Source organism: Streptomyces buecherae (genome assembly GCF_014295035.1).
GTDB lineage: Bacteria > Actinomycetota > Actinomycetes > Streptomycetales > Streptomycetaceae > Streptomyces > Streptomyces youssoufiensis.
This window is the reverse complement of record NZ_CP060404.1, coordinates 5522619-5534642: the sequence shown is the minus strand read 5'-3', so window position 1 is coordinate 5534642 and position 12024 is coordinate 5522619. Positions and strand designations below refer to the sequence as shown.

Below are 12024 nucleotides of genomic sequence, written 5' to 3'. Positions count from 1 at the left end.
GGCCGATCAGCGGTCCGCTGCCGCCTCCAGGTCGAGCTTCTGGCCCGGCAGGATCAGGTCGGGGTCGCCCCCGATGACGCTCTCGTTGGCCTCGTAGAGCGCCGGCCAACCGCCCGGCGTCTCGTGCTGCTCGGCGATCGTCCACAGCGTGTCACCGGACCGGACCCGGTGCTCACTCCGCGTCTCCTGGTCCGCCCGGTCGCTCACGCGCCCGCGCTCGCCGCGGTCGGCGTGCCGGCCCTCGGGCCGCTGCCGGTCGTCGTCCCGGCCGTCGGGGCGGCCCGGGGCGCCGTCGGGCTCGCCGCGGTGCTTGCCGGTGCCCGTGCCGTCCTCACGCGCCTTCTCACCGGCGCCGGGCCGCTCGGCGCCGCCCCGGGACGCGTCGGGCCTCTCGCGCCCGGCCTCGTCGCGATCGGCGGGCCACTCCTCGTCCCGGCTCGGGCCCGGGGTGGTGCGGGGCGCCTCGGTGGGCTGCGCGTCGTCGCTCGGCGCGGACGCGTCGGGGCCGGGCCTGCCGCCCTGTCTCGACTCCTCGCCCTGGCCGGGCTTGGTGTCCGGCGTCGGCTCGGCGTCCGGCTCCCGTTCGTCGGTCGGGGTCGGCTTGGCGCCGTCCGGGGAGGGCTTCGCGTCCGGGGTCCGGTCCGGCTCGGGGCTCGGCGCGTGGCCGTAGTCGCCTCGGTCGGTGCCCCGGTCGTCGTGGCTGGGGTCGCCCGGGTTGACGTCCGGCACCTCGCCGTCCTCGGTCAGGCCGGCCGGCTGCGCGCAGTCGTTCCACGCCATGGGGCCGCGCTCGGACAGGATCGTCTGGGCGATGGCTATCTGCTGCGCGCGGCTGGCCAGGTCCGGGCGGGGCGCGTGGTCCGTGCCGCCGTAGAGCTGCCAGGCGTCCAGGCTCAGGCCGAGGCCGCCGTAGCGCCCGTTGCCGTCGTTGGCGCTCCAGGTGCCGCCGCTCTCGCACTCGGCAACGCGGTCCCAGGTGGCCGTGTCGGCGGCGCCGGCGCTGGTGGCGCCGAGCAGCGGGAGGGCGATTCCCGCGCCGGTCACCCCCGCGGCGACGACGATGGCCGGGGCCTGACGGGGGCGGCGATGTTTGCCGTTGCCGGATCGCATGCGGTGGCCTCTCAGGTGGGCGGCAGATTTTGACGGTCGAACATACTGCCGGCCCGGGACCGTCACAAGCTGATGTAGCGGAGGTCACGCGACGATCACACCGGTGACGGTTCGTCAGGTGACGGGTGTGGGCGTGCGTTTGCCCGCGCCCTAGCACAGGGGCGTCACGCGCTCGCGGGCGGGCGGTCGAGGACCCGGCGCGCGGCCGTGCCGAGGGGCGCGGGAGGTCGGGAACGGGGCGCGGGGTGCGCGGAGTCGGCAACGGCGGGCGGCGTCGCGCTGCCCGGCACGTCGAACGGCCGGCGCACGGGGCGCCCGCCGCCCCTTTCGGGCACCCGGGCGCGTCAACGGCGCCTCCCCTCATCGCCGTACGCGCCCTACGCAGCCGGCCGCGAGGGCACGACGGCCCGGCTGAAGGGCGACCCCGCCGGAGGCCACCCCGCTGGAGGGCCACCCCGCTGGAGGCCGACCCGCTGAGGTCGCGCCCCCGCGGGGCGCCGCACTCAGGGGAAGCCGGACCACCGCGAGCCGCCGCAGTGAAGAGGAAGCCCCTCGCCGCGAGCCTCCGTACTCAGTACTAAGAGGAGGCCGGGCCGCGAGCCGTACTAAGAGGAGACCTCCGTCGCCGACCGCCGTACTAAGAGGAGCCCTCCTTCACAAGCCGCCCTACTAAGAGGAGGCCGGGCCGCCGTGTGGGGTGAAGGTGACCGGCAGGGTGCGGAGGCCGCGCATGATGAGGCCGCCACGCCAGCGCAGTTCGTCGGGGTCGGCGTCCAACCGGAGGTCGGGCAGCCGGGTCAGCAGGGTGCCGATCGCGGTGCGGGCCTCGATCCGGGCCAGCGGGGCGCCCACGCAGTAGTGGATGCCGTGGCCGTAGCCCAGGTGCTGGTTGTCGCGGCGGGAGAGGTCGAGCCGGTCGGGGTCGGGGAAGCGGCGTGGGTCGCGGTCGGCGGCGGCGAGCACCACCAGGACCGGGTCGCCCTCGGCGATGTGCTGCCCGTCGATGGTCAGCGGCGCGGTGGCGAACCGCCAGGTGGCCAGCTCGACCGGCCCGTCGTACCGCAGCAGCTCCTCCACGCCGGTGTCCAGGAGCGCGGTGTCCCCCGCCGCCAGCGCGGCCTGGAGCCTGGCCCGTTCGCCGGGGTTGCGCAGCAGGGCCAGGGTGCCGTTGCCGATGAGGTTGATGGTCGTCTCGAACCCGGCGAACAGGAGGACGAAGCACATGGCCGCGGCCTCGTTCTCGGTGAGGTGCTCGCCGTGGTCGCTGGCCCTGATGAGCCCGGAGATCAGGTCGTCGCCCAGGTTCTCGCGCTTGCGGTGGATGAGGTCGGCGAGGTAGGCGCGGATCTTCTTGACCGAGCGGGCCACGCCGCCGCGCGGGCCGCCGCCGTGCCGGATCATCATGCCCGCCCAGTCCCGGAAGTCGTCCTGGTCCTCGGGCGGGACGCCGAGCATGTCGCAGATGGCGTAGATGGGGAGCGGGAAGGCGAACTCGTGGATCAGGTCGGCGCTGCCGCGCTCGGCGAACGCGTCGATCAACTGGTCGGTCAGCTCCCGCACGCGCGGCGTGAACTCGGCGACCCGGCGCGGCGTGAACGCCGCGGAGACCAGCCGGCGCAGCCGCGTGTGGTCCGGCGGGTCGATGTTGAGCAGGTGCGTCATCAGGTCGGCGCTGCGCTCCCCCGGGATGCCGACCCGTCCCTTGGCGTGCGCGGCGGCGCTGTGCCGCAGCGGGTTCTTCGACAGTCGCGGATCGGCCAGCACCCGCCTGGCGTCGGCGTACCGCGTCACGAGCCACGCCTCGACGCCGCTGGGCAGCGTGGTCCTGCGCACGGGGGCGTGCTCGCGCAGCCAGGCGTACGCCGGGTACGGGTCGCTGGCGAACTCCCAGGTGAACAGCGGCGGCATCGGCGGCACGCCGCCCCCGGGCCCGTCCGGCCCGGGGCCGTGCGGCCCTCGCGGGCAGGGCCCGGCGGCGTCCCGCCCCGCCCCGCCGGGCAGCGGCTCGGGCGCCGGCGGCTCGGTGGGCGGGCGGTGGGCGGCGGCCTGTGCGGCGGTCTGGTCGAGAGCCTCTGCGGCGGCCTGGTCGGGGGCCTGGGTCAGCGGGCAGGTCGGGGCCGGCGGGCGGGGAGCGGTTTCTTCGGGCACCCTCCGACGCTACTCGCCCGGCGCCGGCCCCCGGCGCGGTGCCGGGGTGACCGTGCGGCGGGGCGGCTACTCGCGGGGGCGCCGGCCGGTGTGCTCGCCCTCGCGGGCGGGCCTGGTGCCCTCGTTGCCGTGGTCCTTGAACTCGTACGGCATCATCCGGTGCCGCCCGTCGCTCTTCGGCACCTCGTCCGGGACCCGGTGCTGGGTCTCGTAGCCGATCTCCTCACCCTCCTGGTGGCCGGGGCCGTGGTCGGGTGGGCAGTGGCCGGAGCGGTGTTCGTCGGAGGTCTCCCACGAGCCGGAGCGGCGCTGGGGCTCCTGCGGGGGCGGCGGCTCGCGGTCGCGGCGGCGGAGACCGTAGACCACGGCCAGGATCAGCACGGCGACGACGGCGAGCCCGGCCACGAAGGGCGCGATGCCGACCAGGTGGTCACGTTTGATGGCGAGCTCGACGACCGCGTCGGAGGCCGAACCCGTCGGGAAACCGGTGGTGGGGGCCATGCTCTGGATGCTCATGAGCCACGAGTACCCCTCTTGTCCGTGCTCAGTCGGCCCACCTGGACAAAACGGCCCAGGTCCCGCGCGAGCCCCCGTACTCCCCCTCGGCCCCCGGCGCCCCGCCCACCGGTCGGCGAGCGCGATGGATGGTCGGGGCAATTAAGTGCTGGACGCCCCCGTGGTCGCCGGGGGAGGGTCGGGCGGGCGCCGTGCCCCGACGCGCGGCGCGCGAGCGACCCGACAGGAGGCGCGCGGCGACGATGGCGGAGGAGAACATGCGGGACGACGGCGTACGCGAGACGGCGCCGGGCGCGGACGCGCCGGACGCGACCGGGTCGCGGGAGAGCGGACCGCGCGCGAACGGGTCGCGGGCGGCCGGGACGGGAGGCGCCGTGCGGGACGCGGCCGAGGGAGGCGACGGCGTGGCGGGCGGCGCCGAGCCGGCGGCGCAGGCGCCGGGCATCGGGCGTGGCCTGTTGCTGCTGATGTCGGTGGCGGCCGGCCTGTCCGTGGCGGGCAACTACTTCGCCCAGCCCCTCCTCGACACCATCGGCGGCGACCTGGGCCTCGGCTCCTCGCTGGCCGCGCTCGTGGTCACGGTGGCCCAGGTGGGCTACGGGCTCGGCCTGGTGTTGCTGGTCCCGCTCGGCGACCTGGTCGAGCGGCGGCGGCTCGCGGTCGGCCTCACCGCGGCCACCGCCGCCTTCCTCACCGTCACCGCCAGCGCCCCGAGCGGCGCCCTGCTCCTCGTCGGCACCGCCCTGACCGGCTTCACCTCGGTCGCGGCCCAGGTCGTCGTCCCGTACGCGGCCACCCTCGCCGCGCCGCACGAGCGCGGGCGCACCGTGGGCACCGTCATGTCGGGGCTGCTGCTCGGCATCCTGCTGGCCCGCACGGCGGCCGGCGTACTGGCCGACCTCGGCGGCTGGCGCACCGTCTACTGGGTCAACGCCACCCTGATGGCGGTCCTCGCGGTGCTGCTCCACCGCTACCTGCCCAGGCTGCGGCCCACCTCCACGCTCCGCTACCCGGCGCTGCTGCGCTCGACGGCCGCGCTGCTCGGGCAGGAGCCGGTGCTGCGGCGGCGGGCGGCGATCGGGGCGCTGACGTTCGGCTCGTTCAGCGTCCTGTGGACCGCGATGACCTTCCTGCTCTCGGGGCCCGACTACCGCTGGTCCGACTCGGCGATCGGACTCCTCGGCCTGGTGGGGGCGGCCAGCTCCCTCGTCGCCTCGATCAGCGGCCGGCTGGCCGACCGCGGCCTGGCCCACCAGGTGAGTCGCGTCGGCGCGCTGCTGTTGCTGCTGTCCTGGGGCCCGCTGCTCGCCGCTGGTCCCGGCGGCCCGTGGGCGGTGGCCGCGCTGCTGCTCGGCGTGCTGACCCTGGACCTGGCCGTGCAGGGCGTCCACATCAGCAGCCAGAACCTGGTGTACGCGGTGCGCCCCGAGGCCCGTAACCGGCTCAACTCCGCCTACATGAGCAGCTACTTCGCCGGCGGCGCGGCGGGCTCGGCGATCACGTCGGGCATGTGGGCCACGGGCGGCTGGCCGGCGACCTGTGTGGCGGGTGCGGTCCTCGCGGCGGGCGCGCTGCTCCTCGCGGCCCCGCGCGCGCCCCGGCCCGCGCCGCCGGCCGCGTAGCGAGCCGTGCCGCGCGGGCCCGGGCGGCGGCTACTCGGCCGACTCCCCGGCTCCCATGGCGCCCGACGCCTGCGCGTCGGACTCCTCCGCCGCGCGGATGGCGTCCCGGTAGGTGCGCGCGGCGGCCCGCAGCGCCGTCTCGGGGTCGGTGCCCGCCGCCTCGGCGCGGGCCGCGAGCGCCAGCAGCTCGTAACCGACCCCGGGGCCGTCGGGGAGCGCGGAGATGCCGGCCTTACGGGCCCGCAGCGCGAGCTTGGCGGCCAGCGCCAGCGCGGGCTGGCCGAGCGGGACGCCCTCCGTGACCGAGGTCCGCTGCTTCTCGACCGCCTTCGTCCGCAGCCACAGCTCCTTGACCTCCTCGGGCGTGCGCGCGCTCGCGTTGCCGAAGAGGTGCGGGTGGCGGCGGATCAGCTTGTCCACGATGGTGGCCGCGACGTCGTCGATGCCGAACGGCTCCGCCGGGTCCTCCTGCGCGATACGGGCGTGGAAGACGACCTGGAGCAGCACGTCGCCGAGTTCCTCGCGCAGCTCGTCGCGGTCCCCGGCCTCGATGGCCTCGACCAGCTCGTACGCCTCCTCGATGCCGTACTTGGCCAGGTCCTGGTGGGTGCGCTGGCTGCTCCACGGGCAGGCGAGCCGGATCTGGTCCATGATCTGCACCAGGTCGAGGAGGCGCGCCCCGGGCAGGTCGTACGAGCCGGGCAGCAGCTCCAGGTCGGGCACGGCGGCGCGGCCGGAGCCGGCGAGGGCGGCCAGCTCGTTGGTGAGGGCGGACTCGCCGGCGGCCGAGGTCACCACCACGACGGTGCGCCCGCCGGCAGCCGCCTCCGCCCCGCCATCGGCGCCACCATCGGCAGCGGCGTCGGCGACGCAGTACGCCACCAGGGCGCGGGCGTCGGCCTCGGTGATCTCGACGTCGATCCCCGCGTCCCGCAGGTACGGGAGTTGGGGGTGGTCCGCGTCGGCGCACAGCACCCGGTCCGCCGCGCGCAGCGTCTGCCACGCGGGCCAGGACAGCAGGCCCGGCGCGACCCGGTGGGTGGTGGTGAGCAGGACGAGTCGGCCGGTGCCGGGGGCGGCCTGGGGGGCCGACGTTCGAGGAGCGTTCACCCCTCGAACGTAACCCACCCGCCGGGGCCGACTACGCCGGGCGCCGCTCCGGCTCGTTGAGATTGATCCACGGTTCCTTGGTCGGCACGGCCCTGCCCTGCAGGCTGTCCCAACTGCCGTAGCGCGGGTTCACGTCGATGCCCAGGCGCTTGGAGGTGGACTGGAAGGCGGTCACGGCCGGGCCCTCGCCGAGTTCCTGGATCAGCTTCATGCGCAGCAGCTCGACCCGCATCGTGGCGTTGATCTGCCGCGGGGCGATGCCCTGCTCGAGGAAGACGGTGCGCAGCGCCTTGGCGCCGCCCGGCCGGTTCTCGGCCCGCTTGACCTCCTGCTGCACCTCGCGCGGCGTGACGCTGACGCCGTTGTCCTTGGCCGCGCGCTCCACCACCCTGGTGTGGATCATGCGGATCAGGGTGTCCCGGCTGAGCTGCCCGGACCGCGCGATCAGCTCGGTGGCCTGCGGGGAGTCACGCTGGGCGTCCCGTACGTCCCTGACCTGCGACTGGAGCTGCGAGACGGTGATCCGGTCACCGTCCACGACGGCCGCCGCCCCGGGGTGCGCGTCGCTTCCGCAGCCGGTGAGCAGCGGCACCGTGCCGAGCAGTGCCACGGCGGAGACGGCGAGCGCGGGCCTACGGCCCCGCGCGGTCCTGGGGCTTCGAAGCGAACGCAGCATGGAGCCTCCCGGCAAGGTTCAAGACCTGAGGAGGGGCGGGCGGAACCCCTCCAGGGGTGTGCGCATCGACCTGGCGTTGATCGATGGTAAGGAGTCGCAGCGGCGGTAGCCACCAGTTCGACCAACGATTCGTGTTCGGTTGGGATGCGCGAGCGGGACGTACGGGCGAATTAGCGGACGGATCACCGCCCGCGCGCCCACCCCTCGCCCCGCCCCGGCCGGCCCGCCGGCCCAGCGCCCCGCCGCGTCGGCCAGTGCCCCGTCCGCCCCGGCCCGGCCGGCCCGCCGGCTCAGCGGCCCGGGGCGTCGGTGGGGGCGGTGCCGACCGGCAGGGCCGTCCGCGGGCAGCCGCGCAGCACCCGGGCCATCGCGTCCTTCTCGGCGCGCGTGACCCACACCCCGTACTTCTTCTTCACCGCGACCTGCCGCGCCACGTACGGGCAGCGGTAGCCGGTGTTGGCGGGCAGCCAGGTCGCGGCGTCGCCGTCGCTCTTGCGTCGGTTGGCCGACGCCTCGACCGCGATCAGGTTGAGCGGGTCGTTGGCGAAGGCGACCCGCTTGCCGCGCGGCCACCGGCCGGCGCCCTTCTGCCAGGCGTCCGACAGCGCGACGACGTGGTCGATGTCCACCTTGCTGCGGCCCCGCCGGTAGGCGACGTCGCGACCGGTGTACGGGTCGCTCACCAGGGTGCCGGCGACGACGACGCACTTGCCGTCGCGGAACCGCACGTCCTCCAGGTCGCGCCGGAGTATGTCGTCGCGGGTGCCGCACCCGTTGCGGTCGCTGTCGGTCCACGCCCGGCCGAACTCGCCGCGCTCGTACCCGGTCCTGGGCGCGCGGCCCTTGACCGCCAACTCGTCCAGGGCCCGCAGCGCGCTGGCCGTGCCGGCGCTCGGCGCGGGACCGCCGCTCGGCGACCCGCCCTTGTCCGACCCGTCCTGGTCGGGCGAGCAGCCGGTGAGCGCGAGCAGCGCGGCGAGGGCCGCGGCGGGCAGGGCGGTGCGGCGGGCGCGTATCACGGGGTGCTGTCCGTTCGTCAGGCGCGGGCGGGGATGTGCCGTGGGGCGGCATCACGGTACGGGCTGTCGCGGCGCGAGGGGGCGGGAGCGACGCGATCGGCGCGGACCGTGGCCCGGGCCGGTGAGACCCCTGCTGGCAGCGGGTCCGATTCGCGTATCTTTGCGGCGGGGGTGGGCTCCTTCGTCCCCGCGCGCAGGCACCGCGCACCGTCGCCGCGCACCGTCACCGCCGCTCGCAGCCAAAGGACCGCACCATGGATTCGGCCCCCTCCGTCGCCGCCTCAGCCGAGTCGGCGGTGCCCGACGGCTCCCCCGACGACGCCGCCGACGCGCGGCCCGCCGGGCACCGACTGCGGCGCTCCGCGCGGCGGCTGCGGGAGGCCAGGTGCGACCCGTACTGGCTGGCCGCCGCGCTGTTCGTGGCGTACGCGACGCTGTCGGTCACCCGCTACCGCCGGTTCGCGTCGATGTCCTGGGACCTGGGGATATTCGAGCAGGCGGTGCGCTCGTACGCGCACTTCCAGGCGCCCATCGTCGACCTCAAGGGGCCGGGCACCAACGTGCTCGGGGACCACTTCAGCCCGGTCACCGCGCTGCTCGCGCCGTTCTACCGGGTCTTCCCCAGCCCGGTGACGCTGCTGGTGGCGCAGGCCGTGCTGTTCGCGGTCTCGGCCGTGCCGGTCACCCGGGTCGCGGCGCGCCTGCTCGGCCGCCGCCGGGGTCTGGCCGTCGGCATCGCGTACGGCGTCTCGTGGGGCGTGCAGCGGGCCGTGGACTTCGACTTCCACGAGATCTGCTTCGCCGTCCCGCTGATCGCCTTCGCCCTTGAGGCGCTGCTGCGTGAGCGCTGGCTGGCGGCGGCGTGCTGGGCGGCGCCGCTGGTGCTGGTCAAGGAGGACCTCGGGGCCACGGTCGCGGCGATCGGCGTGGTGCTGTTCCTGCGTGGGCGCCGCGCGCACGAGAAGGTGGCGCCGCTGGCGCTTGGCCTGATCGGATTCGGCGTGCTGGCCTCGGCGTTCGCGCTCAGCGTGGTGATCCCGGAGTTCAACACCAGCGGCTCGTACGACTACTGGAACAAGATCGACGCCGAGGGTGGCGGCCCGGCCCCCACCATCCCGTTGGAGACGGCGCTGCGCACGCTGGCCTGGGTCCTGGTGCCCACCACGGGGCTGCTCGCGCTGCGCTCCCCGCTGCTGCTCGTGGCGCTGCCGACGCTGGGGTGGCGCTTCGTGTCGCACGAGGAGCACTACTGGGGCACCGACTGGCACTACAGCGCGGTGCTGATGCCGGTGGTCTTCCTCGCCCTCGTGGACGCGGTCCACCGCTCGCGGCGCAGCCAGCGCGGATGGCTGCGCGGCTACGCCGACCAGTTGCCGGCCGCGGTCGCCGCCGCGAGCCTCGCGCTGTGCACGGCGCTGCCCATGGCCGGGCTCACCGAGGCGGACACCTATCGCAAGCCGGCCTGGGTCAACGAGGCGGAGGGCCTGCTCGACCGCGTCCCCGACGACGCCACGGTGGAGGCCAACATAGGGCCGATCAGCCGCCTCACGCAGCGCTGCCGGGTGCTGTGGATCGGCGACACCCGCGGCGTGCTGCCGGACTACATCGCCCTGCACGAGCCGAACGGCCGCACCCCGGACCAACTCGTCGACTACGCCCGCCAACTCCACCCCACCGCGCGCTACGCCCACGTCGGCAGCGCGGGCGGCGTCCACCTGCTGGCCCGGGCCGGGGGCGGGGACCGGGTCACGGCGTAGCGTCCGGACGGCGGCGGCATGGCGGGAGCGTACGGGGAGGCGCGTACGAGGCAAGGGGGATGGGGCGCGTGCGCGGGCGCGCGGCCCGGGCGCTGTGCGCAGGGCCACACCGCCCGGCGTTTGCCTCGCGCCCCGGCACCGGCGATAGTCACGGGTGGTCAACCGATCACGCAGGACGGGCAGATCGGGCCGGGACGGCCCGGCGGACGCGAACCGAACGAGGGGTCCCATGCAGCCGATCACCGTGCCGATCACCGTACGTGGCTATGAGACGGACTCGCAGGGACACCTCAACATGAGCGTGTACATCCAGTACGCGGAGCACGCCCGGTGGGGCCTGTTCCAGGCCGCCGGACTGACGCAGGCGAAGCTGCTGGAGGCGGGCATCGGGCCGGTCAACCTGGAGACCACCATCAAGTACCTGCGCGAACTGCGCGCCGGCGACGAGGTCGAGGTGAGCTGCGCGGTCGTGTGGGGCGAGCGGAAGACGTTCGGCATCGAGCAGACCATCACCAAGCGGGACGGCACGGTCGCCGCCGAACTCAGGAGCGTGGTCGGGATGCTCGACCTCACCGAGCGCCGCATGGTGGCCGACCCGCGCGCCCGGCTGCGCGACCTCGGCGCCGACCCGAAGGTCCTCGACCTCTGAGCAGGCCGGTGGCCAGCGGTGCCCGGGGCGCGAAGCGCGATGCCCGGGCGGCTAGCGCAGCCGCGCCTCGTCGGCCGCCGCGAGGCCCGAGGCCCAGCCGTGCGCGTCGCGCCCCCTGAGCCGGTGCGAGACGGTCTGCGGGAACATCCGCTCGGCCGCGTCGCCCACGCTCACCTCGCGCGCCGCGAGCACCGGCAGCGGGTCCGCCGTCCGCTCCCGCGCCGCCTCGTGCGCCGCCTCCCGCTCGGCCTGCCGGGCGGCGCCCGCCAGCCGTTCGCGGATGCGGCCCGCGTAGGCGATCAGGAACGACTCGCGGAAGTCACGGGTGCGCCGGGCCCGGCCGCCGGCGTGGTGGCGGTCGCCGGCCCGCCGCATCGCGGTCGTCGCCTGTACCAGCAGCGAGGTGTGCAGCAACTCCACGAGTTCCAGGTCCGCGGGGTAGCCGACGACCGTGGAGAAGGCGAACTCGGCGGACCACACGGCCTGGCAGCGGTTCGCCTCGGCCACCGCGTCGAGCAACAGCGCCTTGGCCGACTCGTACGGGCCCTCCACGCCGATCCGGCACGCCCGCGGCCCGTCGTCGTCCAGGGCCCCGGGGCCGCCGGGCCGTGCCGGGTCCGGAGCCGCGAGCAGCGCCTCGTCGATGCTGTGCCGGGCCATCAGTTGCTGGGCCTTGGCCGTGAGCGCCTCGGCCTCCTCGGGGAACTCCGTGGACTCCGCCTTGGCCAGCAGCGCCCGCACCCGCTCCAGGAAGCGCGGATCGGCGCCCCGCCGGGCATCGCGCGCGGGAGCGCCGCCGGTGGGGCGCGGGCCGCCGCGCGCGCCGGCGTACGGGCCGGGCGGCGGGCCGATGGGGGTCAGCGGCGGCAACTGGCCGACGAACCGCAGCACGTCGAGGGCGCGGCGCACCACCTCGAAGCGGCTGGCCCGCTCCCGGCCCGCCAGGGCGTCCAGGTAGCCGGCGGCGCCGCCGTCCCACCACACCCGGGCCTCCAGCGCCCGCAGTTGGGCCGACCAGCGCTCGGGCAGTTCGGCCGGCGGGTGGCGGCGGGCGTCGTCGGCGATCAGGTCGAGGGCCAACCCGGCCCGGTCGGCCGGGCGTTCGCGGCGCAGTAGTCGCACCACGTCGGCGGGGTACCAGCCGCTCCCCCAGCACCGGGCGAGGCTGGCGCGCGCGGCGCGCAGCAGCGCGCGGCTGACCGCCGGGGCGCCGCCGGGCGCGGCGGCGAGGGCGGACGCGCCGGCGTCCAGCGCCAGGTCCACCGCGTCCGCGTCGGCGCCGGCCGGCACGCTCAGCACCTCCCGCAACACCCGCTCCACCAGCGCGCCCGTCTCCTCGCGCTCACCCACCACAGCCTCCTGCCGTCGCCACGTCCGCCCGCCCCGCCGCCTGCCCGCCCCGCCCGTACATGCGCGT

General features: G+C 75.9%; 10 protein-coding genes. 3 read left to right on the top strand and 7 right to left on the bottom strand.

Features of this window, described 5'->3' with window-relative positions:
* Positions 1-6: 6 nt before the first annotated feature.
* From H7H31_RS34650 to H7H31_RS21840, 3 genes are all read right to left on the bottom strand, one after another.
* The gene (locus H7H31_RS34650; RefSeq protein ID WP_187063411.1) at positions 7-1110 is read right to left on the bottom strand and encodes a transglycosylase family protein; all 1104 of its coding nucleotides are present in this window, start codon (positions 1108-1110) and stop codon (positions 7-9) included.
* 669 nt (positions 1111-1779) lie between these two features.
* The gene (locus H7H31_RS21845) at positions 1780-3018 is read right to left on the bottom strand and encodes a cytochrome P450 family protein (RefSeq protein WP_187063427.1); all 1239 of its coding nucleotides are present in this window, start codon (positions 3016-3018) and stop codon (positions 1780-1782) included.
* A 306-nt stretch (positions 3019-3324) separates the two neighbouring features.
* Positions 3325-3774, bottom strand: coding sequence for a DUF6479 family protein (locus tag H7H31_RS21840; RefSeq protein ID WP_187063410.1), 450 nt, complete (start codon positions 3772-3774; stop codon positions 3325-3327).
* 242 nt (positions 3775-4016) lie between these two features.
* On the opposite strand from H7H31_RS21840, the gene H7H31_RS21835 reads away from it, so the two are divergent.
* Positions 4017-5396: an MFS transporter gene (locus H7H31_RS21835; RefSeq protein ID WP_254391219.1), complete on the top strand. Its 1380-nt coding sequence runs from the start codon at positions 4017-4019 to the stop codon at positions 5394-5396.
* A 30-nt stretch (positions 5397-5426) separates the two neighbouring features.
* On the opposite strand, the gene H7H31_RS21830 is transcribed toward H7H31_RS21835, so the two are convergent.
* The 3 genes from H7H31_RS21830 to H7H31_RS21820 form a co-directional block, all read right to left on the bottom strand.
* Positions 5427-6506, bottom strand: a complete 1080-nt coding sequence (locus H7H31_RS21830) for a nucleoside triphosphate pyrophosphohydrolase (protein WP_187063409.1) — start codon at positions 6504-6506, stop codon at positions 5427-5429.
* A gap of 31 nt (positions 6507-6537) precedes the next feature.
* Positions 6538-7182, bottom strand: coding sequence for a SurA N-terminal domain-containing protein (locus H7H31_RS21825; protein WP_187063408.1), 645 nt, complete (start codon positions 7180-7182; stop codon positions 6538-6540).
* A 290-nt stretch (positions 7183-7472) separates the two neighbouring features.
* Entirely contained in the window at positions 7473-8201 is a 729-nt protein-coding gene (locus H7H31_RS21820) for an HNH endonuclease family protein (RefSeq protein ID WP_187060216.1), read from the bottom strand.
* A gap of 254 nt (positions 8202-8455) precedes the next feature.
* On the opposite strand from H7H31_RS21820, the gene H7H31_RS21815 reads away from it, so the two are divergent.
* Together H7H31_RS21815 and H7H31_RS21810 are read left to right on the top strand one after the other, a co-directional pair.
* Positions 8456-9958 (top strand): DUF2079 domain-containing protein, encoded by a 1503-nt coding sequence (locus H7H31_RS21815; protein ID WP_187060215.1) that lies wholly within the window; start codon positions 8456-8458, stop codon positions 9956-9958.
* A gap of 229 nt (positions 9959-10187) precedes the next feature.
* The gene (locus H7H31_RS21810; protein ID WP_187060214.1) at positions 10188-10607 is read left to right on the top strand and encodes an acyl-CoA thioesterase; all 420 of its coding nucleotides are present in this window, start codon (positions 10188-10190) and stop codon (positions 10605-10607) included.
* Between the two features lie 51 nt (positions 10608-10658).
* On the opposite strand, the gene H7H31_RS21805 is transcribed toward H7H31_RS21810, so the two are convergent.
* Positions 10659-11957: a DUF2786 domain-containing protein gene (locus H7H31_RS21805; RefSeq protein ID WP_187118051.1), complete on the bottom strand. Its 1299-nt coding sequence runs from the start codon at positions 11955-11957 to the stop codon at positions 10659-10661.
* Positions 11958-12024: the final 67 nt, after the last annotated feature.

What these genes read in the sequence shown, in the direction of transcription:
- H7H31_RS34650 (WP_187063411.1), bottom strand. Translation starts at nt 1,110, where the DNA reads ATGCGATCCGGCAACGGCAAACATCGCCGCCCCCGTCAGGCCCCGGCC.
- H7H31_RS21845 (WP_187063427.1), bottom strand. Translation starts at nt 3,018, where the DNA reads ATGCCGCCGCTGTTCACCTGGGAGTTCGCCAGCGACCCGTACCCGGCG.
- H7H31_RS21840 (WP_187063410.1), bottom strand. Translation starts at nt 3,774, where the DNA reads ATGAGCATCCAGAGCATGGCCCCCACCACCGGTTTCCCGACGGGTTCG.
- H7H31_RS21835 (WP_254391219.1), top strand. Translation starts at nt 4,017, where the DNA reads ATGGCGGAGGAGAACATGCGGGACGACGGCGTACGCGAGACGGCGCCG.
- H7H31_RS21825 (WP_187063408.1), bottom strand. Translation starts at nt 7,182, where the DNA reads ATGCTGCGTTCGCTTCGAAGCCCCAGGACCGCGCGGGGCCGTAGGCCC.
- H7H31_RS21815 (WP_187060215.1), top strand. Translation starts at nt 8,456, where the DNA reads ATGGATTCGGCCCCCTCCGTCGCCGCCTCAGCCGAGTCGGCGGTGCCC.
- H7H31_RS21810 (WP_187060214.1), top strand. Translation starts at nt 10,188, where the DNA reads ATGCAGCCGATCACCGTGCCGATCACCGTACGTGGCTATGAGACGGAC.